Genomic DNA, 24822 nt, shown 5'->3' with positions numbered 1-24822 from the left:
GTCCTCGCCAGCCGCGGACTCCACCCTCTCTGGCTTGCTGGGCGGATACCGCAAATGGCGTCGAAGCTAACCCTGTCGAACCGGGCGGGCTGGACATTCGTCCTGCCGGGCTTCGCGCTTATCTTCACATTCATCGTGCTGCCGTTTTTCTTCGCGATCGGTCTGTCATTGACAAATCAGCGGCTGCTGTCACCGAACCCGACCCAGTTCGTCGGGTTGGAAAACTATCAGCAGCTCCTGGGCCTTGCTGTGGTGACCCTCAAGCCAGAGCGCGACGATGCTGGCGAAGTGGTCCGAAACGAGGCCGGCGAAATCCAGTATCCCCGCCTGCGTGAGATCACCCGTAGCGACGACTATCCTCAGTATCGCGGCATGCGCGAGTGGTTTCGCTGGCAGTCCGGCGAAAACGTCATGATCGTCATCGCCAGCGACGTTGTGTTCATGAAGGCGCTGGTAAACACCTTCCTGTTCGTCCTGGTCGTGGCGCCGGTACAGGGCAGCCTCGCTCTGATGCTTGCTTTGCTGATCAACCACAAGGTCAGGGGCATCAACCTGTTCCGGACCATCTACTTCATGCCGGTGGTGGTCTCCATCGTCGTGGTCTCGCTCCTCTGGCGGTTCATCTATGACGGCCAGAACGGGCTGTTGAACAGCATCCTCCAGGCCCTCACCTTCGGCCTCTTCCAGCCCGTCGACTGGCTCGGCAATCCCTCGACGGCGCTGCCCGCAGTCATGGCCATGTCGATCTGGCAGGCCGTCGGCTTCCACATGGTCATCTGGCTGGCGGGGTTGCAGACGATCAGCCCCACGCTCTACGAGGCCGCCGCCATCGAGGGGGCTTCGAGATGGCAGACCTTCCGCTATGTCACCTGGCCGGGCCTGCGCAACACCGCCGTGCTTGTCCTTGTCGTGATCACCATGCAGGGCTTCGCGCTTTTCGCCCAGATCAACGTGATGACCAGTGGCGGTCCGCTCGACAGCACCCAGACCCTCGTCTTCCAGGCGGTCGAGCGCGGCTACGGCAAGCAGGACATCTCCGGCGGCTCGACCATCTCGGTCATCCTGTTCGCGATCGTGCTGGCGATCTCACTCACCCAGCGCTGGCTGACACGGGAGCGTTAGGATGGCCTTCGATCCCGACAATTACGGCCTCAGGCTGTTCGTCCGCTATCTGGTGCTGTGCCTGATCGCGCTGATCTTCGTCTTTCCGCTCGTGTTCATGATCAACTCGAGCTTCAAGCCGGACAGTCAGCTTCTCGCGGACACTTCCAGCCTGCGTGCATTCCTGCCCGTCGGGGACATCAGCCTCAACAACTATTTCGGTGCGTTCCGGCGGGCGCCTGTCGGCCTGTTCGTCCTGAATTCGGTTCTGGTCACCGGGGTGACCGTCCTTCTCTCGCTGCTAATCTGTTCGCTGGCCGCGTTCCCCTTTGCTTTCCTGCGGTGGAAGGGGCGCGATGTCCTGCTCTCGATCGTCATCGCGACGCTGATCATCCCTTTCGAGACCATCGCTATCCCGCTCCTGCTCCTGGTCTCGAAACTGCCCTGGATCGGGCTTGATGGGCTGCATTGGGGCTGGCTCAATACCTACCGGGTGCAGATCATCCCGTGGATCGCCGACGGACTGACGATCTTCCTGTTCGTGCAGTATTTCAAAGGGCTGCCGGGCGAACTGATTGAGGCAAGCCGGGTGGAGGGCGCGAATTGGTGGCAGGTCTACTATCGCGTCGTCATGCCGCTTTCAGGGCCGGTACTGGCGACTGCCGCCATCCTGAAATTCCTCGTCATGTACAACCAATATCTCTGGCCGCTGATCGTGGTGCAGCAGGAAGGCTATCGCCCGGTCATGGTCGGCCTCGGCTACTTCTTTCAACTCAACGTCGCCTGGGGCGAAGTCATGGCTTATCTCACCCTTATCACCGTCCCGGTGCTGGTCTTCTACCTGTTGCTGCAGCGCGCCTTCATCGCGTCGATCGCCTCGACCGGCGTGAAGGGCTGACTGCATGGCTCTCGCGCTCAAACGCCAGTGGATCTGGGACGGCCGGTCAGCCCCATTCCTCAAGGCCGACCAATCGATCGGAGACCCCGAATTGCCGCACATGAATCAGGAAACGGGAGCCATCGCTCATGGCTGAGGTCTCACTCAAGGGCGTCAAGAAATCCTTCGGTCGCGTCGAAATCATCAAAGGCGTCGATATCCACATCAACGACGGCGAGTTCGTCGTCTTTGTTGGACCGTCGGGCTGCGGGAAGTCCACGTTGCTGCGCATGATTGCCGGACTCGAGGACATAACCGAAGGCACCCTCGAGATCGGCGGCCGGGTGGTCAACCAGCTGCAGCCCAAGCAACGCGGTGTTGCGATGGTGTTCCAGAGCTATGCCATCTTTCCGCACATGACCGTGCGCGAGAACATCGCGTTCGGCCTTACGATCGCGGGCGCTTCCAGGCAGGAAAAGCAGCAGAAGGTGGCCGAGGCCGCACGCATCCTGCAAATGGAACATTTGCTCGACCGCCGGCCAAGTCAGCTTTCGGGCGGCCAGCGCCAGCGCGTCGCCATCGGGCGCGCAATCACTCGGAAACCGGCTGTATTCCTGTTTGACGAGCCGCTCTCCAACCTCGACGCCGCACTGCGCATGGACATGCGCATGGAAATCGGCCGGCTGCGCAGGCAACTGGGCACAACGATGATCTACGTCACCCACGACCAGGTCGAGGCGATGACGCTGGCTGACAGGATCGTCGTGCTGAAGGACGGTCAAGTCATGCAGATCGGAGCGCCGATGGAGCTCTATCACGAGCCGGCCAACAGGTTCGTAGCCGGCTTTCTCGGAGCCCCGTCGATGAATTTCCTGAACGTCGACGTCCTCGCCCTCGATGGCGAAGCGGCAATGGTTGGCAACCAATCCCTGGAGCCGATCAGGGTAGCGACCAGAAGGCGCGCCTTCCGGAAAGACGGCAAGGCCATCCTGGGTGTCCGTCCGCAGTACCTGCGGCCGGTGCAATCTGGAAAAGGCTTGCTGCATGGCATCGTGGCCCATGCCGAGCGATTGGGCAGCGAGACGGTCGTGGACCTGACACTTCGCGATAACAGCGAACTCATTGCGGCCTTCAATGAAGACAAGGTTTTTCAACCGGGTGACGCTCTGGAACTCACGTTCGACACGGCCTTGGCCCACCTCTTCCCCGACGAAGGTGAGTTGCAGACGCATTAGCATGAGCAAACGACAATGCGTCGGCGCAATTCGCTTGTGTCCATTCCGGAACCCGGAACAAACCTGCCCGGAACAAACCTGCATGGCCGCGAGTTTCTACTTTTGCGAGAAGCGAGGGAAAGCCATGTTCAGACTTGTTTTGGCGACAGGCGTCGTCGTTCTCTTTTTCGGTGAACCGGCCCTTGCCGCAGACGGAAGTCCGTTGCCGCCGCAGAATGCCAGGAAACTGTCGGAGATTATCGCCAAGGTCGAGCAACGCGACGACTTTCGCTACGTCGACGAGGTCGCTTGGGACAGCGGCGCCTACACCGTTACTTATTACACGACCGACAAGGCGAAGGTCGAAATCACCTACGATCCGGTGACAGCCGAACCCAAATAGATCGCCCCTCCAGGCAATACGTGGCCAGCTCGGCGACGCTCATGGCGGCGCGGCCGGGTTCCGGCGCCCGCTCTCCCCCGCGTTAGCGTCCTCAGATCGCCGGCGAGCGCACTGCTTGCGTGCTGTCGATCGCCTGCTGCAGCCGCGCGTCGCGGTCGTAGACGTCGCTGAAATATTCGACCTTGCCGGACATATCAGGCCAGGCGGTGAAATAGGCGACATAGACCGGGATCCTGCGCGCTACCTTCTCCGTCGCATGTCCGTGCTTCAGCTTCTCCGCGATGTCATCGACCGAGGTGCCGAGCACCGCCGCCGCCATGCCGCGCGGATCCTGCAGGCGAACGCAGCCATGGCTGAGCGCGCGCATGTCACGCTCGAAAAAAGTCTTTTGCGGCGTGTCGTGCATGTAGATGGCGTGCTTGTTGGGGAACAGGATCTTCAGTTCGCCCAGCGCATTGGCCTCGCTCGGCAGCTGGCGCACGCCATAAGGTATTTTTGCGCCATAGGCGCCCCAATTGACCGAGGAGGACGGAATGCGTTTGCCGCGCGCATTGACCACTTCGTAGCCGGCGCGGTCGAGATAGCCGGGATCCCTGCGCAGCCGGGGCAGCATCTCGTTGACGAGGATCGACTGCGGCACGCCCCAATAGGGATGGAAGTCGACCTGCTCGAGTTGATCGTAGAAGAAGGAAGTCTGGTTGGTGGTCTTGCCGATGACGACGCGGGTCTTCAGCTTCTCCTCGCCATTTTCGATATAGGTCGCGGTAAACGCCGGCTGGTTGATGAAGACACGCGGGCTGCCGAGATCGGATGGCAGCCAGCGCAACTCTTCCAGCGCGACATGCACCTTTTGAATCTTGTCGGCCTTGGACGTCCCGACCAGCGCCGCGACGGTGCGCGGACCGATGACGCCGTCGCCCTTCATGCCAGCCTCTTTCTGCACCGCCTTGATGACCGGCACCAGTTCCGGGGCATAGACCTCGCTGGTGGCGAGCCTGGCCAATATCTCGCCATAGGCGCCGCCCGTCTCGTCGTCGAGATTGCGCGCTATCTTCGTCAGAAGCTTCGGCAGTTCGGGGCTGGTCTCCCCCGGCTTCAGCAACAGCTTGGGATCGACGACGATCTCGTCGTCGGCGCTGGCCTGAAGTGATTCCAGCTCGACGCGCAGCGCCTGGTATTCGGCGTTCTGCGGATGCCGCGATTCGAGATAGGTGCGCACTTGCTGGGTGCGCGTCAGCGTTTTCAGCACGCCTTCCATGTCGAGCGGCTTGGCCGGGAAATCATAGTAGCCGGTGATGCGATTGGGATCGACGCGGCCACTGTGCGCGTCGCGGACATAGCGCAAGACGCGCGCTGACAGCGCCATCTCGAAGCGGACGAGCTGCTTGAGCCGCGCATCGGCGCTGCCGGTCGATGCGCCGGCGGCAGGCACTTCAACCGTATAGTCGGCCGGCATGAGGCCATAGCTCGTCGCCTCGCCAAGCACCCGCACCGCATCTTGCGCGCGACTGTTGGCATTGGCTCCCGTCACCCAGACGAAATCCGGATTGGCCGCGTAATAGGCGACGAGTGCCTTGGCGATGTCCTTCTCGGCGTAGAGCTCGTAATCGTGGAGTCCGGCAATCGCTTCGCGGAAGGCAGCGCCGGTGGCGGACGACGGCTGGAATGCGGCGTCCTGCGGCATTGCCGGCTCCGGCGCTGCCGTCAGCGTCGAGAAGTCGACGCGCACGAGCGGGTCGCTCTTGTAGGTGTAATAGGACGGGCTGCGGATACGAGAGGCAGCGGGCGCCGTGGCATATGGCTTGTATTTCAGCCTCTGCCTCGACGGCGGCAGGGGGAAATCGCCTCGCGGCGAATGCCTGACACCACCGCCGAAGAGTCTCTCGAAAAATCCTTGCGCGTCTGCCTGCGGCACGCCGAAGGCCAGCATTGCCGCGACCGCCGCAAGCGGCATCACGGTTGCCTTGTTTCCGAGGAATTTCATGGAATCACCCGCTCCGGCTGCAGCCGGCTCCCGTTCCGCATCGCTTGACGGTCTCGCCCACCGCATCATGGATGTAGGGCGCGACTACACCGATTCATACTGATTTCGTTAAGCTTTCATAAATTTCAGAACGTCTCTGTTGCAGAACGGTTTCACAACGGTGGCAGCCGAAGCGAATCGGCTCCATCGAATAGCACTGAGGCCGGGCGATGACGCCGCCGGCGATGGGAATCAACTCGACCAGCCGCATTCGGTTGCAAGGAAGCGCTCTTCCTCGAATCACTCTTCCTTGAAGCGGTCGACTTTTGACACGCAGGTCGAAGCCGCCGGTGTTTAATGCAGCGATACCGGCTGCCGGTGTTCGGCAACGAAGCCGACCGCACGCTCGACCACGCTCTTGTCGGCGAGGATGCGGCGGTGGCCGAGCCCGTCGGCCCAGTACAGCCGCACATGGTCGCCGGCGCCGGCATAGAGCCTTGCATGGTCGGCGGACACTTCGCGGTCGTCCGGCGCATGGATGACCAGCGTTGGCACCGGCGTGCCGGCAAGCTGACGGTCGCCGGTGAATTCGTGCAGCGGTCGCCCGGCGATGCGTTCGACCCGGTCGGCCATGGCGGCCTGCGAGCGTGGGCCGACACTGAGCATGCGGCTGAAATCGTTGAAGATCGCCGGCAGCGAACTCGGTGCCGCGATCAGCACCAGCCGCTCGGCCACCAGCGGCGGAACGTCCTTGACCGAACCGACGACGGCATTGGCGGCCACGGCACCGCCGAAGGAATGGCCGACGACCGCCACGAACGGGCCGAACCATTCGCCAGCGAGTCGGGCGGCCTCTACAGCGCTGACCAATGTGAGCCGGCGTCCCTGCGATTGGCCGTGGCCCGGCAGGTCGAGCGAGACAACCTTGTAGCCGGCGCCTCGATAGGCTTCGATCAGCGTGCGCATATATTCGGTGCGCGAACGCCAGCCATGGATGACGAGCACCGTGCCGGCGGCCCGCCTGCCCGGCTCTGGCCTGAATTCATGCACCATGACGCAGCCGTTTTTGGTCTTCAGCCGATGATGGCGCGCCTCGGCCATGAAGCCGGCGGCGCGGTCGACGGCGCGTCGCTCGCCGTCGCTGAGGATTTTGGCGTTCGGCGTGCGGCAGAACAGTTCGAATGCCGCGCGCCCGGTCAGGCGGGGAGCCACATGTTCGGCGGCGGCAAACACGCCCCGGATGACCTTCAATCCAAATGATGCCATAGTGGCGATCCATCCATTCGTTCAAGCATGAACATAATAGTTCAAACATGAACATTAAGCAAGAGCTGCCCTGGGACAACCCGCGTTTTCGCAACTGGGTCGCGGTGGCGCGCGCCTGCCATGTCCTGGAGCGCACGCTGGCAGTGAAGCTTGCGCCGCTGGACCTGAAGCCGGCGCAGCTCGACGTGCTGATGAACCTTTACCGCCATCCCGGCATGTCGCAGCACGATCTCGCCCGCCGGCTGCTGGTCGGCCGTTCCAACATAACCATGCTGCTGCCGCAACTCGAGACACGCGGCCTGCTGCGCCGCGAAGGCGATCAGAAGGACAAGCGCGTGCTGCGCCTGACCCTGACCGAAGCCGGCACGGAACTGCTGATGCAGGCGCTGAAGGTTCATATGGCGCTGATCGAGAAAGCGATGAGCCAGTCGACGCCGGAGCAATGCGACATGATCGGCGAGCAGATGCGCAAAATTGCCGACGTGCTCAAGGAGGCGTGACCCGCTCACCACATCGACTTTTTCGCGCGCTCCGGCCATTCCCTGTCGTAAGCCTCGCCGTCGATGCCTTTCCGGCTGGTGATTTCCAGGATTTTTCCGGGTGTCGGCAGCGACTTCGGGTCGATATGCCTCACCGGGTTCCACAACTCCGACCGGACAATGGCGCGGGCGCACTGGAAATAGACCGAATCGACATCGATGACCGTGACCGAACGCGCCGGTCGGCCGTCGACGCTGAACGAGGCACACAGCGCGGCATCCGTGGTGATGTGGGCGCGGCCGTTGACGCGCAGCGTCGTGCCGCAGCCTGGGACCAGGAACAACAGGCCGACGCGCGGATCGCGAATGATGTTTTTTAGCGAATCGGCACGGTTGTTGCCGCGCCGGTCCGGCATCATCAGGGTTTTCGGATCATGGATGCGGACGAAGCCGGCGAAATCGCCGCGCGGCGAACAATCCAGCCCTTCCGGCCCGCTGGTCGCGATCGCGGCAAAAGGCGAGGCCTCGATGAAGGCGGTGTATTCGGGAATCACATGGTCGAGCTCCTTGACCAGCGAGGTCTCGCCGGGCAGGCCATAGAGTGCTTCGAGCTGTTCGACCGTGGTGATGACGGACATGTTTTCGCCTCCGAGCATCCGCAGCCGCTACTCCAAATCGGTGACGCTTTGACGACGGGCCGGAGCTACCGATCGCGGCTCAGCCCCTTCTCTTCCAGCTCGGCGAGATAGGCGGCCCAGCGTGCGTCCTTCTCATGACCCAGCATATGCAGGTAGTTCCAGGTGAAGATGCCGGTATCGTGGAAATCGTCGAAGGTGATGCGGACGGCATAGTTGCCGACCGGTTCGATCTTCAGGATGGCAACGTTGCGCTTGCCGGGAACGGTCACGCGCTGTTCGGGCGAATGGCCCTGCACTTCGGCGGATGGCGAGGCCACCCGCAAAAGCTCCGCCGGCAGCTCGAACGGCTGATGGCCAGGGAACGTCACGGTTAGCAGCCTGCGGTCCTTCGAGACCCTGAGTTCCTTCGGCGCCGTCATGGTGATAGGTTCCGCATCATCTGTCCTTTCCCTACGCCGCTTCGCGCAGCGGGAAAAGGCCGCTTCGAAACTTCCGACACGATCTGTCGGCGCGATGTTGCCCAGGATCGAAACTTCTTGTCTTGAATGGCAGGTTGGATCGTATCACATAGCTATATATAACGATGCCGTTCGCAACCACGGGAAACGCACCAGCATGGACATGATCGATCCTTTTGGTCGCACGATCAGCTATCTGCGCGTTTCGGTCACCGACCGCTGCGACTTCCGCTGCACCTATTGCATGGCCGAGGACATGGCGTTCCTTCCCAAGAAGGATTTGCTGTCGCTGGAAGAACTCGACCGGCTATGCACGGTTTTCATCGAAAAGGGCGTCAGGAAACTGCGTCTTACCGGCGGCGAGCCGCTGGTGCGCAAGAACATCATGCATCTTGTGCGTCAGATTTCGCGTCATCTCGAAAGCGGCGCTCTGGAAGAATTGACGCTGACCACCAACGGCTCGCAGCTTTCGCGCTTTGCCGCTGAACTCGCCGATTGCGGGGTCAAGCGCATCAACGTCTCGCTGGACACGCTGGACCCGGAAAAATTCCGCCAGATTACCCGCTGGGGCAATCTCGACAAGGTCATGGACGGCATCGACGCCGCGCAGGCAGCGGGACTGAAGGTGAAGCTCAATGCGGTGGCGCTGAAGGATTTCAATGACGCCGAACTGCCCGAGATGCTGCGCTGGGCGCACGGCCGCGGCATGGAGTTGACTGTCATCGAAACCATGCCGATGGGCGAGATCGACGCCGACCGCACCGACCAGTATCTGCCGCTGTCGCTGCTGCGCGCAGCACTCGAGCGGCAGTTCACGCTGACCGACATCCCCTACAAGACCGGTGGCCCGGCCCGCTACGTCCACGTCGCCGAGACCGGTGGCAGGCTCGGCTTCATCACGCCGATGACGCATAATTTTTGCGAAAGCTGCAACCGCGTCCGGCTGACTTGCACCGGCACGCTCTATATGTGCCTCGGCCAGGAAGATGCCGCCGACCTGCGCGCACCGTTGCGTGCATCCGAAGGCAACGAACTGGTCGCCGACGCCATCGACGAAGCCATTGGCCGCAAGCCGAAGGGCCATGATTTCATCATCGACCGCCGCACCAACCGTCCGTCGGTATCGCGGCACATGAGCGTCACCGGCGGCTGATCTTCCTGGTCGCACCGCCGAAATAGATCCTGCCGCTGTTGCGAGGAGGTTGCAGCGAGCCGCCGAACGCCGTGGACCAGCCCTTTGACGTTGCTGTCTTGCCGCCGGCTGGTAGAGGCTTGATGCAGGACCACAGTGGTAACGCCTTTGCTTTTTTCCCCAAATCTTCGCGGTGCACTGTTCATGGTGGTGGCCATGAGTGGTTTCACCCTCAACGACGCGATCACCAAAGTCGCGTCGGAATCCATGAACATGGCGCAGGTCATGCTGATCCGCGGCGCCTTCGCTTCGCTTTTCGTGGGCCTGCTTGCCTGGCAACGCGGTGCGCTTGCCCTGCCCGGCTCGATGCTGCAGCCGATGGTGGCGATACGCGTGATCGGCGAAGCCGGCGCTACCGCGTCGTTTCTCATCGCCCTTGCCCATCTGCCGATTGCCAATGTCTCGGCCGTGCTGCAGGCGCTGCCGCTGGCGGTGACGATGGGCGCAGCACTTGTGTTCAAGGAAGGCGTCGGCTGGCGGCGCTGGCTGGCCATCGCCATCGGTTTTGCCGGCGTGCTGATCATCGTGCGGCCCGGCTTCGAGGGGTTCAGCATCTATTCGCTGCTGGCGCTGGCCTGTGTCGCCTGTTGTGCGGTGCGTGACCTCGCCACCAAGCGGATACCGCAAGCCATTCCGACATTGCTGGTGTCGACCACCACGGCAGTCGCCATGACCGTGCTCGGCGCGGCGCTGCTTTTGCCAATGGGCGGATGGACACCGATGACGGGGGAAAGCACGGCGTTCCTGGCATTGGCGGCAGTGCTCGTGGTCATCGGTTACCAGTTCATCATCATGGCGATGCGGGTGGGCGACATCTCGTTCATCGCGCCGTTCCGCTACACGGCCCTGCTCTGGTCGATCCTGCTTGGCCTGTTCATCTTCGGCGACGTTCCCGACCTGCCGATGATCCTCGGCGCCAGCATCATCGTCTGCTCCGGCCTCTACGCACTTTACCGCGAACGGATCGTCGGCCGGCGCAAGACAGCCGCCGAAAGCGCTGGACCTGATATGGCGCCGGACGGCATATAGGCTTGCCGTTCGCCACGAGTGACATTGTCCGTGTCGAGGGTCTGTTGCAGAGCATGAAGTCATGATGAGACGCGTCTTCGGCATCACCGGCTGGAAGAATTCCGGCAAGACGACACTGACCGAAAAGCTGGTCGCCGAGCTCGTCCGGCGCGGCTGGAAAGTCTCGACGGTAAAACACGCCCATCATGCCTTCGACATCGACAAACCGGGGGCGGACAGTTTTCGCCATAGGCAGGCCGGCGCCACTGAAGTCGCCATCGTGTCGGACAGGCGCTGGGCGCTGATGCACGAATTACGCGCAGAGGAGGAGCCGACGCTGGATGCGATCCTGTCGCGGCTCGGCGCCTCCGACATTGTGCTGGTCGAAGGCTACAAGCGCGAGGCGCACAGCAAGATCGAGACGCGGCGGCTGGAAGCCAAGGACCGGGCGCCGCTTTCGGCAAATGATCCGCACATCGTCGCCATCGCCGCCGACTTCGCCATAGCCGACGAAAGCCTGCCTGTCTTCGATCTCGACGACACCAGATCGATAGCCGACTTCATCGAGCGCGCGACAGGTTTGACGCGCTGAGGGTACTGCCGAAGAAGCATCGGCCGCCCCCTGTTTCCCCTTTGCTATACCTGCCGCAACGTCAGCATTGTCCGGCAATGCGAAACCCGCAAGCAACGGTTTTACAGTTGCTTTTTCTTGGGAAAGAATGGGAGTATCGCGCCAGCGGGCGGTCAACAGAACCGCCCACAGAGCCGTTTGGAACGACGGCCGGGAACATACAGAGAGGACTATCATGCGTACTGCACTGCGTATAGCGCTCGCCGCATCGGCGGCGCTGCTGACATTGGGCGTTGCCCAGGCTCAGGAGAAAACCTTGAGGATCGGCTCGGAGGGAGCCTATCCGCCGTTCAACAACCTGACCGCTGATGGCCAGCTCGTGGGCTTCGACATCGATATCGCCAAGGCGCTTTGCGACGAGATGAAGGTGACGTGCACTTTCGTCGCGCAGGATTGGGACGGCATCATCCCGGCGCTTCAGGCCGGCAAGTTCGACGCCATCGTTGCCTCGATGTCGATTACGCCGGAGCGTGCCGAGAAGGTCGACTTCACCAACAAATACTACAACACGCCGCCGGCGATCGCCGCGCCCAAGGACAGCGATATCAAAGGCGTGACCAAAGAGGACCTGGCCGGCAAGACGATCGGCGTGCAGGCGGCCACCACCCACTTCAATTATTCAACCAAGACTTATACCGACAGCACGGTCAAGCCGTACCCGACCGCGCAGGAATACCAGCTCGATCTCGCCAATGGCCGCGTTGATGCGGTCAATGACGACATCACTGTCATCGAAGGCTGGCTTGCCACGCCGGACGGCGCCTGCTGCAAGCTGATCGGCGCGATCACGCCCGACATCGAGATCCATGGTCCGGGCGCCGGCATCGCGGTACGCAAGGGCGACACCGCGTTGGTCGATCAGTTCAACAAGGCGATCGACGCCATCCGTGCCAACGGAAAGTACAAGGAAATCAACGACAAGTATTTTAAGTACGACGTCTACGGCGGCGAGTCCTGATCATTCCGGGTTGACAGCGAACGGCGGGATATCCCCGCCGTTTGCGCAAGCAGCGGAACGCCAGGGCTGACGCCGCTCTCTAAAAAAGCCATAGAGGAGAACAGGCAGGCGGATGCAAAGCGTTTGGACGCTGCTCAGTTGGGGCCCCGAAGGCTGGCTCGACGACATCGCCTATGGTGTTTTCATCACCGTTTCGCTTGCAGCCGCGACCCTGCCTCTCGGTCTGGTGATCGGCTTTCTGGTCGCACTGGCCAAGCAATCCAACGAGCCGTCGCTGCGGCTGGCCGGCAATATCTACACCACGATCTTTCGTGGATTGCCTGAGCTGCTGACCCTGTTCATCATCTTTTACGGCGCGCAAATCGGCATCCAGCAATTGATGCGCCTGTATGACCCGACCGCCGCGGTCGAAGTGAATGCTTTTGTTTCGGGCATGATCGCGCTCGGCGTCGTCTTCTCGTCCTACGCCAGCGAGGTCTTCCTCTCGGCGTTCCGCGCCATCCCGAAGGGACAGTATGAGGGCGGCTATTCGGTTGGCTTGTCTGGCTGGCAGACGATGCGCCTTGTGGTGCTGCCGCAACTTGTCCGCATCGCGCTGCCGGGCCTTGCCAATCTGTGGCTCATCCTGCTCAAGGATACCGCCCTGGTTTCCGCCATCGGACTTACCGACATATTGCGACAAGCGGGCGTCGCCGCCCGCGTCACCAAGCACGCCTTCCTGTTTTTCGGTGTTGCCGCGCTTATTTATCTGCTCCTCGCAATCATATCGTCCTTCGGCATCAATGCGATCGAACGTGCGGTCGGCCGCCAGCAGGTGCAGCGATGAGTGCGGCAGCAGCCGACGTGGCGAGGAAGGTCGAAAAACCGCCAGCAATCCCGCACGGCTGGCCGCGCCAACGTATTCTCGGCTACGCGCTGGTCTGTATGTGGATAGCTTTTCTCGCCGGGATTGCTGCGTACCTCATTGTCGCCTGGAACGGCGAGCTTTTCGCGAAATATGCGCCATCCTATGTGACAGGGCTAGGTGTGACGCTTCTGCTGGTCGCCATCTCGATCGTGCTTGGCGCGGTCCTGTCGGTGCCGATCGCCTATGCCCGCATGTCGAAAAACCGGTTTCTTTCAGGTCTTGCCTACGCCTATGTCTATTTCTTCCGCGGCACGCCGCTGCTGGCCCAGACCTTCCTTGTCTATTACGGCGTAGGCTCGTTCCGGCCGCAGCTCGATATGATTGGCCTCTGGGGTTTTTTCCGCGAGGCGTTCAACTGCGCAATCTTCGCCTTCTCGCTCAATACTGCCGCCTATCAGGCTGAAATCCTGCGCGGCGCGATCGAGAGCGTGCCCAGGGGCCAGTGGGAGGGCGCCGCCTCGCTCGGCCTGCACAAATTGCAGACGATGTGGAAGATCATCCTGCCGCAGGCACTGATCGTGGCGCTGCGTCCCTACGGCAACGAGATCATCCTGATGATCAAGGGCTCGGCGATCGTAGCCATCATCACCGTCTATGATCTGATGGGCATCACGAAGCTCACCTATTCGCGGACTTTCGACTTCCAGTCCTATGTCTGGGCGGCGATCATCTATCTGATCATTGTCGAGATACTCCGCCACGCGGTCGAGTGGATAGAACGGCGCATTACCATACATCTGCACCGCTGACTCCCATAGCTTTGCCTGATCCGCTAAGAAGGCCGGAAACAGGATTGAAGGGATTCGAAAACATGGCATCGGTGGCATTTCTCGGTCTTGGCGTCATGGGCTATCCAATGGCCGGACATCTCCGGAACAAGGGCGGCCACGACGTCACCGTCTACAACCGCACCAAGGCAAAGGCCGAGCAATGGGTTGCCCAGCATGGCGGCAGTGTTGCCGACACGCCGGCTGAGGCCGCCGACGGCAAGGATTTTGTCTTTTGCTGCGTTGGCAATGACGACGATTTGCGCGCGGTGACGATCGGAGCCGAGGGTGCGTTCCATTCGATGAAGAAGGGAGCCATCTTCATCGACAACACCACGGCCTCGGCTGAAGTCGCGCGCGAACTGGCGGAGAAGGCGCAAGTTCGCGGTTTTTCGTTCCTCGACGCACCGGTCTCCGGCGGTCAGGCCGGCGCCGAAAACGGCATCCTGACCGTCATGGTCGGCGGCGAGCAGAAAGCCTTCGAGCAGGCGAAGCCTGTCATCGATGCCTATGCCCGCATGGTCGGGCTGATGGGCCCGGCCGGCTCCGGCCAACTCACCAAGATGATCAACCAGATCTGCATCGCCGGCCTTGTCCAAGGGCTGGCCGAAGGCATTCATTTCGGCAAGAAGGCCGGGCTCGACATCGAAAAGGTCATCGAGGTGATCTCCAAGGGCGCGGCCGGCTCATGGCAGATGGAGAACCGCCACAAGACGATGAATGCCGGCAAATATGATTTCGGCTTCGCCGTCGACTGGATGCGCAAGGATCTCGGCATCTGCCTGGCGGAGGCCGACCGCAACGGCGCCAAGCTGCCGGTGACGGCACTTGTCGACCAGTTCTACAAGGATGTGCAGGGGATGGGCGGCAAACGCTGGGACACGTCTTCGCTGCTGGCGCGATTGGAGAAGTAGGTTTTGTTGTGGCCGAGCTTTCGCCTCACTCCAGCGCCGAGGAGATTGTCGCCCATCTGCGTTCGATCGGCTCGCAGGAGAACCGCCTTGGCATGCTCCGCTACGGCATCAAGATCGAACGTGCGCTCGGAATCCCGCATGGCGTGCAGCGGCAGATTGCCAAGAAAATCAAGCGCAACCATGAGCGTGCCTTCGAACTATGGGAGTCGGGCATCATGGAAGCGCAGTTCATCGCTTCCGTCACAGCCGATCCGAAGCGGTTTTCTGCTGCGGATGCAAGACGATGGGCGGCGACTTTCGACTCGTGGGATATCGTCGACGGCGTCTCCGACCTCTTTGTCGATTCGGATTGCTGGAAGGAGCTGATAGAAGAGTTCGCGGCCGACGAACACGAGTTCGTTCGACGCACGGCTTTTGCCATGATGGCCTGGTCGGTCGTCCACCGGAAGAAGGAGCCGGAGGCGACCTTCCTCGACTTCCTGCCGATCATCGAAGCGCACGCCGCCGATGACCGCAACTTTGTCAAGAAGGCAGTGAACTGGGCGCTTCGCTCTATAGGCAAGCGATCGATGAGTTTGCACGGCGCTGCCCTTGCCCTGGCACAGAAGCTGGCCGGATCGACCGACAAGACGGCGCGCTGGATCGGCAAGGACGCTGCAAGGGAGCTTTCCGATGCCAAAACACTCGAGCGGCTCGCCAGAAAAGGCTGACCGGAGCCAGATCCGCTTTACTGAGGTGACGCGATCCGCGCGCGCCGATTTCGAGAACCTGTTCGAGCAGCCTGGCGGCCCGAAATATTGCTGGTGCATGGCCTGGCGCCACCTCGAAAACCGCGAGCACGCGTCCAACGATGAGAGGAGACGGGCCATGCTGGCGCTCATCGAAGCCGGCACGCCGGTCGGTATCGTCGCCCATGCCGAAAGCAAGACCGTCGGCTGGTGCTCCGTGGCGCCACGCGAGACCTATCGCAAGCTGTCGCAGGAGCAGGACGACAGCGAGGCGGGCGTCTGGTCGATCGTCTGCTTCTATGTGCCGAGGGCGTCGCGCGGCCGTGGACTGGCAAGCGCCCTGCTCGACGCGGCCATCGATCACGCCTTCGCCAAAGGCGCCAGGACCATCGAGGCCTATCCGGTCGACCAGGCGTCGCCGAGTTACCGGTTCATGGGCTTTCGCGAGATGTTCGTGGCCCGCGGCTTCCACGAGATCGGCATGGCCGGCTCGCGCCGGCATGTGATGCGCCTGGAGCGCGTTGAGGACGCCAGGCGCTATCGGCGCAGGTCGCGAACGCCGAGTTCCGTCCACATCCAATCAAAACTGTAAACGGCCATAGGATGGGAGCGGTCAGGCTGCTTGGCGGTCTGGTTTTCCAGATGTTTGAGCCATTCGGCCACCTTTTGCCGGCCTGTTTGGGTCTTGACGGCCTGACGCGGTGTCTTGCCATCAAGAACTTGGACCGGCTGATCGAGGGTATCCCGATAGTGTTGATCCGAGTATTCGTGAATGACCGGTTCAGTGACTTCCGGAGGAATCTTCGATGAGGGCGTCCTGCCCTCCTTGGCTGGCCGTTCAGCCATCATCTGCTTTACGGTACGGATTTCGGTAAGAGGTGTTCGGACCAGATCGCCGAGGGCTCGCTGGATCAGGGCCGTCCCTTTTTCCGCCCGCTCGGCGGAATTGGCGGATAGACACAGGAAACCGCCTTTCAACTCGACATTGCCCAACACGCGCCAACCGTTGTCCATTGCGGTGTCCAGGGAAAGCGTGCCCGCCTGCTTGGGTCTGTCCTCGCCTTGCGGCGAGCATTCCAGCCAGTTCCAGAACTGCGCATTTTCCTGCGACATGCCCGCTATGCCGTTCAGCCGGGCGGTGATGTCCTCTTGCGACGCGCCGGCGGCCAAGGGAAAGCGGACATCATGAAACATGAATTCGTCGCCTTCGGCATTTTGAAGCATCGGCATGTCCAGCGCCTTACCAAGGGCGTCGAACACCCATATGAGCGTGAACGTGCACGCCACCGCCCGCAGGTCTTCATCCCTTATGACCGGCAGCTTTCTTGCGTTCTTTTTGCCGAACACGTCCAACAGGGCATCGAACAAGGATTGGGTGGCCTCTCGGGTGAACTGAAGAATGCCGCCGGTAAGGATATTCTTTCCGCGGACGGACACGATTCTCGCCGCAATCTTGTCCCACTGCTTCAACGTCTTGGTGGCGGTGCCCTCTTCGACGGCGATGGGTTCGCCACCACGGAGAAGATCGCGCGCCATAAGCGATTGTCCCGGAACGACGTCGCTAACCTCATACAAGCTCATGATGGAAGTACGCAGCGCGCCCATATAGGCTCTCGTTTGCGCATTTTCCTTCCAGCCTCTGCGCTTGAGATACTTTCGACGATGTTGCTGGGTTCGCCCTCGAAGTCCTGGGTCAGGAAATCCTCGAAGGCGCAGCCCCAAAGATTCATGACTCGGTCATCACCCAGGATCTCGGCGAGTTCTTCGAATTCCATGTCCGCGTCGCCGAGGATCGGGCCGAAATGATCGTCGAACACTTCCGCGAAACACTCGCTCCATTCGTCACGGCTGAGGAATTTCATCAGCCCGTTGAGATCATGGCTGGTCGGCATTGAATTTCTCCAGGCTCATGCGATGTTCGAAGATGGGGTTTGTCTTCTGGCGTCGCTTGGTCGGGTTATTCTGCGCCGCTGAGGCCACTGGGCAAGACTTTTTTCGGCGATTTCCTCGCCTTCTTCGGATCGAACTCCCCGCGCAGGCGCCGCTCTGCCCTTCGGTGTGGGCGGCAGCCCCAACGACGGTTTGCCCCGGTTAGCCCCACGGGCATGGCACTCTATGTTGCATTCTGCGATAACAAGCGGATCACCCCGTTGCCGATACTTCACGACGGGTTTACCCGATCCAGCCACGGACTGGCGAAGCATGAAGCCAATGAACAATTGTCTCAAATCAGGCGCGGCCTTGGCTGTCGCACTCGGCATCTCCATTGCCACCGCTACCGCCGAAACCGCGCGCATATTCTGGAAGGACCTGCGCCCGGCGACCCAGCCCGCTGCCGAAAGTGTCGGATTGCCGATGGTCGCGGCAAAAATGCCTGACCGTGGCGAGACGCTGTCTGTCAATTTGCGAGACAAGGCCATCCAACTGGCGGGCTACGCGCTGCCGCTCGATCGGGACGGCGATCTCGTCTATCAGTTCCTGCTGGTGCCGTGGACAGGGGCGTGCAGCCACATGCCGACGCCGCCGCCCAATCAGATCGTCCTCGTCACGCCCGCCCGCCCCTACAGAATGTCGCAAGCCTATCAGCCGGTTGCCGTGACCGGCGCGCTGGAGCCGGGCATGGAGAAAAGTCAGCTCTTCATCCTCGACGGTGTCAGCGTGATCCAGTCGGGTTACACCGTACGCAAGGCGGAGGTGACGGATGTCGATCTCGTGCCGGACACGATCACGCTACCGGCAAACTCGCCGTGGAGTTTCCTCAACAAAAAGAAGAACTAAGCGAAAACTCCCTCAGGCCGCGTTGGCGCCCGATTCCTTGTCCAGAACCATGTAGTCGAGCGGCATTTCTGTCGTGTATTTGATCTGTTCCATGGCAAACGACGACGAGACGTCGCGGATCTCGATCTTGGCGATCAGCCGCTTGTAGAAGGCGTCGTAAGCAGCGATGTCGGGCACCACCACGCGCAGGAGATAGTCGACGTCGCCGCTCATCCGGTAGAACTCGACCACTTCCGGAAATTCCTGGATGACCTCCGAAAAGCGCCGCAGCCACTCATGGCTGTGCGAATTGGTGCGGATCGACACGAACACGGTGACACGCACATTGACCTTTTCATGATCGAGGATGGCGACGCGCCGCTTGATGACGCCTTCCTCCTCGAGCTTCTGGATGCGCCGCCAGCAGGGCGTGGTCGACAGTCCGACTTTCTTGGCGACATCGGCGACCGCGAGCGTCGCGTCCTCCTGCAAGAGGCGGAGGATTTTTCTGTCAAGGCGGTCCATTTGGGTGCTCCCACGGGATAGATCAGGAATAGATTGGCTATAGTCCTTCTTATTTGGGCCATTCACAAGAAAGAAATTCTGTCAGATGGCGCAAAAGCGAGTGATTTCTTGCTTACGCGTCAGCCGAGGCGATAGCGGATTTCCGATCTCAGAAACGGCAGCAAATCCATTTCAAACCACGGATTGCGCTTCAGCCAGCCGGTATTGCGCCACGACGGATGCGGTAGCGGCAGCACTTTCGGGATGGTGGGCGCATCCCAGATGGTGCGCCAGTCCATCACCGTCTCCGTCAGCGAGGGCCGGCGCGCGGCGCCCATGTGCCAGGATTGCGCATAGATGCCGATCGTCAGCACCAGATCGATATGCGGCATCAGCGCCATCAGTGGCGCACGCCAGGCCGCTGCACATTCGCGGCGCGGCGGCAGGTCGCCGCCCTTGCCATCCTGGCCGGGAAAGCAAAAGCCCATCGGCACGATGGCGAATTTTGTCGTGTCGTAGAATTCTTCGCTGCTGACGCCCAGCCAGTCCCGCAACCGATCGCCGGAGGCGTCGGTGAACGGCATGCCTGACATATGCACCTTGGTGCCCGGTGCCTGGCTGGCAATCAGGATACGGGCGCTCGACGACGGCCTGAGCACCGGGCGCGGCTCATGCGGCAGCGGCCGGCCTACCGGGTTTTCGACGCAGAGTCGGCAGGCGCGCACCCTCGCCGCGAAGTTTTCCAGCTCTCGATCATGCCTGGGGCTCATCTTCAGGCGGCGGCGCTCGGCCGGCTGGAGATCGCCTGATGCCAGCGCAGCACGTTGACACAGTCTTCCGGCACCTTGATGCGCGCCGGCTTCATGAAGTCGATGGCAATCAGCCCGGTGATGTCGGCGATCGAATAGGCGTCGCCGGCAACGAATTCGCGGTTCGCCAACTCGTCGTCGAGCAGTTTCAGGAATGCAACGGCTTTCGGCTTGTTGGCCTCGCCCCATTCGGGAATTTGCGGGATCTCCCATTCCTTCATCGCCGGATGGACGTGTCGGAACGCGGCGCTGACGCAATTGAGCAAGTTGAGCTCCATCCGTCTCTGCCACATCTCGACCAGCGCTTTGCCGAGCGCGCCGCGGCCGAACAACGCCGGTTCCGGGTGCAGTTCCTCGAAATAGCGGCAGATGGCGACGGATTCGGTGATGACGGTGCCGTCGTCGAGTTCGAGCACCGGCAGGCGCTGCAGCGGGTTGCGCGAACTGACCGGCTGCTCTTTCTGCTGCATCGCGCCCATGTCGACGGGCACCAGCGGAACCTCAAGCCGCTTTTCGGCGAGGAAGACGCGAACCCGCCGTGGATTGGGCGCCCGGCCGCCGTCGAAGAGTTTCATCCATCCTCCTTTCGCACCGGCCCGACGGCCGGAATCGATTGCCGGAAAGCACGACGCGAAGATTAAAAAAATCTCAGCGCATGGCTTGTGTCGTCCGACTGGACGCACCTCGCTCTGTTGCAACACTATAGGGTTGACCATCACCAGAAGCGAAAAATTTCTCGCAAGCCATCGCCGATCGAAGCCAAGCGACCGTGCTTTCTTTCGACCACTTCGTGATCGCGGCTCTCGCGCCAGTCGTGCGGTTCGTCGAAAGTGCCGGCCCAGATGCCGGCCTTGCCTGATCGGGCAGCGGCCTCCTCGGTTTCAAAATCGCCATAGGCAACTGCCCAGCCGGCCTCGACCTGGGCGCGGTTGAGATCCCTGCCGCCGGCGTTGCAATTGCCGAGCAGCCGGCGGTATCGGTCGCGCTGCCAGCCGGTGCAGGAGACGGGTTTGCCTGCTATCAGACGTACCAGCGACTGCCGCGCCAGCTTGCCGCAGGGATAGCCGGCGCCGTCCTTGCGGCAGATCTGCGAATATTCTGGCGCATCAATGCCGCGCATGCGGATACGCTCGGTACCGAGCGTGATCGTATCGCCGTCATTGACGACGGCGGCACCCTCAGCCTTGCGCGTCTCGATCCGATCAAGGCGCGCCGCCAGAAGGATCAGCAGACCGAGGACAAGCATGGCCAGTGCGTAGTCCACCAGCCGGCGCCAAAGCCTTCGCGGCCGCGGCGGGACGTATCGCAGTCCCGGCCGCCGCGACCACGAACGGCTCATATGGCAAACCGTTGGTTAATCATTCGAACGTAGCTTAACAATTTGAAACCGCTGCCCGCATAAATTGAAGTCTCCATGCCCTCGCAACGTTCGACCACAGCGGACAAGTTTATTGTGGACCGCCGGAAACCCCATCGCAACAGCGATGTGGCGCGCGCGGTGCGCAAGACGCGCGACCGTCTTTCGCAGCAGGCCGGAAATCCTGATTTCGACCGCGAGCTGTTGAAACTGCACGCCCGTGCGATGATAGGCGGCGCGATCATAGTTCCGCTTCTCGTCCTGGCGACCGCCGCGACCGGTCTGTTTGCTGGCGTCGGCAAGGCAATTGGCGTCTGGGCGCTTCTTATACTCATCTGCTACGCCATCGTCGTGTTCATGGCGAGGCGCGTCGACCGAACGGAAGCTGCCGAACTCAACCCGCTGCAAACGCACCGTGATTTCCTGATAGGCCATTTCCTTTGCGGCCTGGGCTGGGCCTGGTTTGCCTGGCTCGGTTGCGACACCTGCCAGGTCGACCGGTTCCAGTTGATCAAGGCGGTGGTGCTGCTGCTTGCCATGGCGGCGACGGCGATCACGGCGTCATCGTTGCGCGGTGCGTTGCTGGCGACTTTCGCCGTTCCGGTGGCCGCCTATGCCTATGCCGGCGCCAGGCAGTGGATGCCGGTCGAGTTGATCATGGCCGGGTTGCTGATTGTCTCGCTGCCCTTCTTCGCCTATGTGGCGCGCCGCCTCAATCGCTCGTCCTTGATGCTGCTCTCGTTCCGCTCCGAAAAGGACGCGCTGATTGCCGAATTGGACACGGCGAAATCGATGTCGGACGAAGCGCGCCGACGGGCGGAGGACGCCAACTTGGCAAAGTCGCGGTTTTTGGCCTCGATGAGTCATGAGTTGCGGACGCCGCTCAACGCCATTCTCGGTTTCTCCGAGGTGATGGCGAACGAAGTGCTCGGACCGATGAGCAATCCGACCTATCGCGACTATGCTCGCGACGTCCATGACTCTGGCCAGCACCTGCTCGACCTGATCAACGAAATCCTCGACCTGTCGCGCATCGAAGCGGGCCGCTACCAGCTCAACGAAGAGCCGATGATGCTGCTTTCCGTCGTCGAGGATTGCTGTCACATGATGGAGCTGAAGGCGCGCAACAAGGACATCCGCATCGTCCAGGATTTCGAAAACGCCTTGCCGCGCCTGTTCGCTGACGAACGCGCGGTGCGCCAGATCGCGCTCAATCTTTTGTCGAACGCCATCAAGTTCACCGGAACTGGCGGCGAGATCCGCGTGCGCGTCGGCTGGACGGCGGGCGGCGGCCAATACCTCTCCGTCAAAGATAATGGGCCCGGCATTCCGGAAGACGAGATTCCGGTCGTGCTGTCCGCCTTCGGCCAGGGCTCCATCGCCATCAAGAGCGCCGAGCAAGGCACCGGGCTTGGCCTGCCGATCGTCCAAAGCCTGCTCGCCATGCATGGCGGCGAGTTCGAACTCCATTCCAAACTGCGCGAAGGCACCGAGGCGATCGCCATCTTTCCGTTGAGCCGGGTGATGGAGGAATTGCCGGCGCTGCCGACCAGGGCCGTTGCTGCGCGCCGGCGATAGACGCTTAATGCATGTCGCCGCAAAACAACAACCTGAAGCGCGTCGCATGAGGCGGGTCGAACGCGACGCGCTTTAATGCAGCGCCGCTGCCATGCCCGAGGCGGTGAGCGCAGCGGCTTTGACCAGGCCGGCCGCAAGTGCCGCCCCTGCCCCCTCGCCGTGGCTGACGCCGAGATCAAGCAGCGGGCGCAAGCCGAGCCGCTCGGCGGCCCGAGCATGCGCAGGCTCTGGCGACAGGCTGGCAAGCAGGCAATGATCGAGCGCAGTGGCGTCGGCGGCATGCAGCGCCGCCGCAGCGGCTGTCGTCACCAACCCATCGAGCAGGACGGGGATCTTCTGCGTCCGGGCGGCGAGGATGGCGCCGGCAATCGCTGCGAACTCACGGCCGCCAACCCGGCGCAACGCTTCCAGCGGGTCCCTGAGACCTGTGCCGTGGAAGGCTAGCGCGGCATCGACCACTTCCGCCTTGCGCACCCGCATCGATGCATCGGCGCCCGATCCGGAGCCGACCCAATCTGCGCCACTGCCGCCGAACAGTGCGGCAAGCAAGGCCGCGGCGACGGTGGAATTGCCGACGCCGAGGTCGCCAAGGCAAAGCAGATCGGCGCCGCCGGCGATCGCCTCCATGCCGAAGGCCATGGTGGCGGCACAGCCGCGTTCGTCAAGTGCCGCCTCCTCGGTGATGTCGGCGGTTGGAATGTGCAGCGCAAGATCGAACACTTTCAGCCCGAGATTATTGGCGATGCAGATCTGGTTGATCGCCGCACCGCCGGCCGCGCAAAGCTCGACGGCGTTCGCCGTGGTAGCGACGGGCCGTGGCGAAATGCCGTGGCGAGCGACGCCGTGATTGCCGGCGAAGATCGCCACCAGAGGCCGGTTCACTGCCGGCGGCGCGCGGCCGCTCCAGGCGGCCAGCCAAGCCGCGATGTCCTCGATGCGGCCGAGCGAACCCTTGGGTTTGTCGGCCGTGGCAAACAGCGCACGGACGCGGGCTTCGGCTGCCGCGTCGGCCTGCGGCAGGGTCGCCAGAAGATTGCGAAAATCGTCAAAGGGCAGCGCGCTGGTCATGTCGTCGATGATCGTTCCCGGAGTTGGTGAGCGGCATAGCCGCCTTGCTCGGCCGGCACAACTGCCTGCATTGACGCGAAAGCGGCTGCCGGCGGCGCATTCCGGAGGTCTTGCATTGGCCTTGCCGTTACACCATGTGGAAGCGAGACAAGGGATTCCTTGGGAATCCTGAGAGATAAACATGACGGCCATCGAATCCCCATGCGTCCTGGTCTGTTCGATCGATATGAAAACCGGCTTCTGCTTCGGCTGCGGCCGTACGCGCGAGGAAATCGGCGCCTGGATCGAGATGACCCCTGAAATCCGCCGCAGCGTCATGGCCGAGCTGCCGGCCCGGCTGGAAACGGTTGAACGCAGACCGCGCCGCGAAACCCGCCGCACCCGCCTCGCGCGCGAACGCGACGCTCTCTCGTGAGCCACATATGAACCGGGTTTTCTGGGTTTTGATGATCCTGATCGGGGTAGGCGTTGTCCTGCTCATGCTTAACGATTCCGCCGGCAGCACATTCGGCGTCGAGAATTACGATTTCAGCCGGCTGATCTGGCTTGCCGCACTGGTCGCGCTCATCGGCGCCGGCCTGCTCAGATCAGGCAGGCCCTTGGGCACGATGGCCCGCAGCATGGGCGCCTGGGCCGTCATCGTGCTCGCACTGATCGCCGGCTACCAGTATCGTTATGAATTGCAGGATTTCGCCAGCCGGGTAACGGCCGGCCTTGTTCCCGGCAGTCCGCTGGCGTTGGGCCTTGAGGACGGCCACGCCACGGTGACCCTGGATAAGGCCGGCAATGGCCATTTCGAAGCACGAATCATGGTCAACGGCACGCCGGTCCGGGCCGTGGTCGATACCGGCGCAACAAGCACCGTGCTGACCGCGCAGGACGCGCAAGCGGCCGGCTTCAATCCAGCCGCTCTCAATTTCACCATCCCGGTTTCGACCGCCAACGGCATGGCGCGCGCCGCCGTCGTGAGAACCGACGAATTGGCGATCGGCGGGATCGTGCGCAAGGACATGCCGGTGATGATCGCCGCGCCCGGCATGCTCGGCCAGAGCCTGCTCGGCATGAACTTCATCGGCTCGCTGTCCGGTTTCGACGTGCGCGGCGACCGCATGATCTTGCGCGATTGAACGGCCGCTGCGCCGCCGCTCAGTGAGCTGCCAATAGTGCGCTCTCGTTGGGACAGTCGGTCAGCGTAGCGAGCATCTCCGACACTTTGCAAACTCTCGATCTGGGAACTTCAAGGCA

At 61.9% G+C, this 24822-nt stretch carries 29 protein-coding genes; 18 read left to right on the top strand and 11 right to left on the bottom strand.

What is annotated here, in order from left to right; all coding sequences use genetic code 11:
• Positions 1 to 54 precede the first annotated feature (54 nt).
• From AC0L2B_RS17475 to AC0L2B_RS17460, 4 genes are all read left to right on the top strand, one after another.
• A complete protein-coding gene (locus AC0L2B_RS17475) occupies positions 55 to 1122 on the top strand; it encodes a carbohydrate ABC transporter permease (protein ID WP_473746242.1) in 1068 nt (355 codons plus the stop codon).
• 1 nt (position 1123) lies between these two features.
• Positions 1124 to 1999: a carbohydrate ABC transporter permease gene (locus AC0L2B_RS17470; protein WP_473746241.1), complete on the top strand. Its 876-nt coding sequence runs from the start codon at positions 1124 to 1126 to the stop codon at positions 1997 to 1999.
• A gap of 128 nt (positions 2000 to 2127) precedes the next feature.
• The gene (locus AC0L2B_RS17465) at positions 2128 to 3213 is read left to right on the top strand and encodes an ABC transporter ATP-binding protein (protein WP_473746240.1); all 1086 of its coding nucleotides are present in this window, start codon (positions 2128 to 2130) and stop codon (positions 3211 to 3213) included.
• Positions 3214 to 3337: 124 nt separating this feature from the next.
• Complete coding sequence (locus AC0L2B_RS17460; RefSeq protein ID WP_027151749.1) at positions 3338 to 3595, top strand: PepSY domain-containing protein; 258 nt, start codon at positions 3338 to 3340, stop codon at positions 3593 to 3595.
• A 91-nt stretch (positions 3596 to 3686) separates the two neighbouring features.
• On the opposite strand, the gene AC0L2B_RS17455 is transcribed toward AC0L2B_RS17460, so the two are convergent.
• Together AC0L2B_RS17455 and AC0L2B_RS17450 are read right to left on the bottom strand one after the other, a co-directional pair.
• Positions 3687 to 5579, bottom strand: coding sequence for a L,D-transpeptidase family protein (locus AC0L2B_RS17455; RefSeq protein WP_473746239.1), 1893 nt, complete (start codon positions 5577 to 5579; stop codon positions 3687 to 3689).
• Positions 5580 to 5912: 333 nt separating this feature from the next.
• On the bottom strand, positions 5913 to 6824 hold the full coding sequence (locus tag AC0L2B_RS17450; RefSeq protein ID WP_473746238.1) for an alpha/beta hydrolase: 912 nt from the start codon (positions 6822 to 6824) through the stop codon (positions 5913 to 5915).
• A gap of 47 nt (positions 6825 to 6871) precedes the next feature.
• On the opposite strand from AC0L2B_RS17450, the gene AC0L2B_RS17445 reads away from it, so the two are divergent.
• Positions 6872 to 7324 carry a MarR family winged helix-turn-helix transcriptional regulator gene (locus AC0L2B_RS17445; protein ID WP_091590958.1) on the top strand — a complete coding sequence of 151 codons (453 nt, stop codon included), beginning with the start codon at positions 6872 to 6874 and terminating at the stop codon, positions 7322 to 7324.
• Between the two features lie 5 nt (positions 7325 to 7329).
• Here AC0L2B_RS17445 and AC0L2B_RS17440 read toward each other — a convergent pair whose 3' ends face one another.
• Together AC0L2B_RS17440 and AC0L2B_RS17435 are read right to left on the bottom strand one after the other, a co-directional pair.
• Complete coding sequence (locus tag AC0L2B_RS17440) at positions 7330 to 7941, bottom strand: pyridoxamine 5'-phosphate oxidase family protein (protein ID WP_473746237.1); 612 nt, start codon at positions 7939 to 7941, stop codon at positions 7330 to 7332.
• Between the two features lie 65 nt (positions 7942 to 8006).
• Positions 8007 to 8360: a gamma-butyrobetaine hydroxylase family protein gene (locus AC0L2B_RS17435; protein ID WP_473746236.1), complete on the bottom strand. Its 354-nt coding sequence runs from the start codon at positions 8358 to 8360 to the stop codon at positions 8007 to 8009.
• Between the two features lie 196 nt (positions 8361 to 8556).
• Between AC0L2B_RS17435 and moaA the strand changes: the two genes are divergently transcribed.
• From moaA to AC0L2B_RS17390, 9 genes are all read left to right on the top strand, one after another.
• A complete protein-coding gene (gene moaA / locus AC0L2B_RS17430; RefSeq protein WP_027151755.1) occupies positions 8557 to 9552 on the top strand; it encodes a GTP 3',8-cyclase MoaA in 996 nt (331 codons plus the stop codon).
• Positions 9553 to 9699: 147 nt separating this feature from the next.
• A complete protein-coding gene (locus AC0L2B_RS17425) occupies positions 9700 to 10620 on the top strand; it encodes a DMT family transporter (RefSeq protein WP_287241942.1) in 921 nt (306 codons plus the stop codon).
• Between the two features lie 61 nt (positions 10621 to 10681).
• Positions 10682 to 11191, top strand: a complete 510-nt coding sequence (gene mobB, locus AC0L2B_RS17420) for a molybdopterin-guanine dinucleotide biosynthesis protein B (RefSeq protein WP_473746235.1) — start codon at positions 10682 to 10684, stop codon at positions 11189 to 11191.
• 214 nt (positions 11192 to 11405) lie between these two features.
• Positions 11406 to 12188 carry an ABC transporter substrate-binding protein gene (locus AC0L2B_RS17415; RefSeq protein WP_473746234.1) on the top strand — a complete coding sequence of 261 codons (783 nt, stop codon included), beginning with the start codon at positions 11406 to 11408 and terminating at the stop codon, positions 12186 to 12188.
• Between the two features lie 112 nt (positions 12189 to 12300).
• Positions 12301 to 13014, top strand: coding sequence for an ABC transporter permease (locus tag AC0L2B_RS17410; protein WP_287175057.1), 714 nt, complete (start codon positions 12301 to 12303; stop codon positions 13012 to 13014).
• Positions 13011 to 13844, top strand: a complete 834-nt coding sequence (locus AC0L2B_RS17405; protein WP_128172519.1) for an ABC transporter permease — start codon at positions 13011 to 13013, stop codon at positions 13842 to 13844. The genes AC0L2B_RS17410 and AC0L2B_RS17405 overlap by 4 nt, the downstream gene beginning before the upstream one ends.
• A 62-nt stretch (positions 13845 to 13906) precedes the next feature.
• Entirely contained in the window at positions 13907 to 14776 is an 870-nt protein-coding gene (locus tag AC0L2B_RS17400) for an NAD(P)-dependent oxidoreductase (protein ID WP_473746347.1), read from the top strand.
• 8 nt (positions 14777 to 14784) lie between these two features.
• A complete protein-coding gene (locus tag AC0L2B_RS17395; protein WP_473746233.1) occupies positions 14785 to 15486 on the top strand; it encodes a DNA alkylation repair protein in 702 nt (233 codons plus the stop codon).
• A complete protein-coding gene (locus AC0L2B_RS17390; protein WP_473746232.1) occupies positions 15449 to 16096 on the top strand; it encodes a GNAT family N-acetyltransferase in 648 nt (215 codons plus the stop codon). The genes AC0L2B_RS17395 and AC0L2B_RS17390 overlap by 38 nt, the downstream gene beginning before the upstream one ends.
• Here the strand turns inward: AC0L2B_RS17390 and AC0L2B_RS17385 are convergent.
• Entirely contained in the window at positions 16042 to 17109 is a 1068-nt protein-coding gene (locus AC0L2B_RS17385; protein WP_473746231.1) for a DUF7986 domain-containing protein, read from the bottom strand. The genes AC0L2B_RS17390 and AC0L2B_RS17385 overlap by 55 nt on opposite strands.
• A complete protein-coding gene (locus AC0L2B_RS17380; RefSeq protein WP_473746230.1) occupies positions 17082 to 17396 on the bottom strand; it encodes a hypothetical protein in 315 nt (104 codons plus the stop codon). The genes AC0L2B_RS17385 and AC0L2B_RS17380 overlap by 28 nt, the downstream gene beginning before the upstream one ends.
• Positions 17397 to 17715: 319 nt before the next feature.
• On the opposite strand from AC0L2B_RS17380, the gene AC0L2B_RS17375 reads away from it, so the two are divergent.
• Positions 17716 to 18282 carry a DUF3299 domain-containing protein gene (locus tag AC0L2B_RS17375; RefSeq protein WP_473746229.1) on the top strand — a complete coding sequence of 189 codons (567 nt, stop codon included), beginning with the start codon at positions 17716 to 17718 and terminating at the stop codon, positions 18280 to 18282.
• A gap of 12 nt (positions 18283 to 18294) precedes the next feature.
• Here the strand turns inward: AC0L2B_RS17375 and AC0L2B_RS17370 are convergent, their stop codons facing one another.
• From AC0L2B_RS17370 to AC0L2B_RS17355, 4 genes are all read right to left on the bottom strand, one after another.
• Positions 18295 to 18786 (bottom strand): Lrp/AsnC family transcriptional regulator, encoded by a 492-nt coding sequence (locus AC0L2B_RS17370; RefSeq protein WP_006333679.1) that lies wholly within the window; start codon positions 18784 to 18786, stop codon positions 18295 to 18297.
• Between the two features lie 119 nt (positions 18787 to 18905).
• Positions 18906 to 19598: a uracil-DNA glycosylase family protein gene (locus AC0L2B_RS17365; RefSeq protein WP_473746346.1), complete on the bottom strand. Its 693-nt coding sequence runs from the start codon at positions 19596 to 19598 to the stop codon at positions 18906 to 18908.
• Complete coding sequence (locus tag AC0L2B_RS17360) at positions 19538 to 20149, bottom strand: glutathione S-transferase (RefSeq protein ID WP_473746228.1); 612 nt, start codon at positions 20147 to 20149, stop codon at positions 19538 to 19540. Before AC0L2B_RS17360 ends, AC0L2B_RS17365 begins: the two co-directional genes overlap by 61 nt.
• A 140-nt stretch (positions 20150 to 20289) precedes the next feature.
• Positions 20290 to 20913: a thermonuclease family protein gene (locus AC0L2B_RS17355; protein ID WP_473746227.1), complete on the bottom strand. Its 624-nt coding sequence runs from the start codon at positions 20911 to 20913 to the stop codon at positions 20290 to 20292.
• 75 nt (positions 20914 to 20988) lie between these two features.
• On the opposite strand from AC0L2B_RS17355, the gene AC0L2B_RS17350 reads away from it, so the two are divergent.
• Positions 20989 to 22509, top strand: a complete 1521-nt coding sequence (locus AC0L2B_RS17350) for a sensor histidine kinase (RefSeq protein ID WP_473746226.1) — start codon at positions 20989 to 20991, stop codon at positions 22507 to 22509.
• Positions 22510 to 22581: 72 nt separating this feature from the next.
• On the opposite strand, the gene AC0L2B_RS17345 is transcribed toward AC0L2B_RS17350, so the two are convergent.
• Entirely contained in the window at positions 22582 to 23577 is a 996-nt protein-coding gene (locus tag AC0L2B_RS17345) for a nicotinate-nucleotide--dimethylbenzimidazole phosphoribosyltransferase (protein WP_473746225.1), read from the bottom strand.
• A gap of 181 nt (positions 23578 to 23758) precedes the next feature.
• Between AC0L2B_RS17345 and AC0L2B_RS17340 the strand changes: the two genes are divergently transcribed.
• Entirely contained in the window at positions 23759 to 23992 is a 234-nt protein-coding gene (locus tag AC0L2B_RS17340; RefSeq protein ID WP_027151770.1) for a DUF1289 domain-containing protein, read from the top strand.
• A gap of 7 nt (positions 23993 to 23999) precedes the next feature.
• Positions 24000 to 24704 carry a TIGR02281 family clan AA aspartic protease gene (locus tag AC0L2B_RS17335; protein ID WP_473746224.1) on the top strand — a complete coding sequence of 235 codons (705 nt, stop codon included), beginning with the start codon at positions 24000 to 24002 and terminating at the stop codon, positions 24702 to 24704.
• Positions 24705 to 24822 lie beyond the last annotated feature (118 nt).

The organism is Mesorhizobium sp. WSM4815 (assembly GCF_055811575.1).
This window is presented reverse-complemented; position numbering and strand designations above follow the sequence as displayed.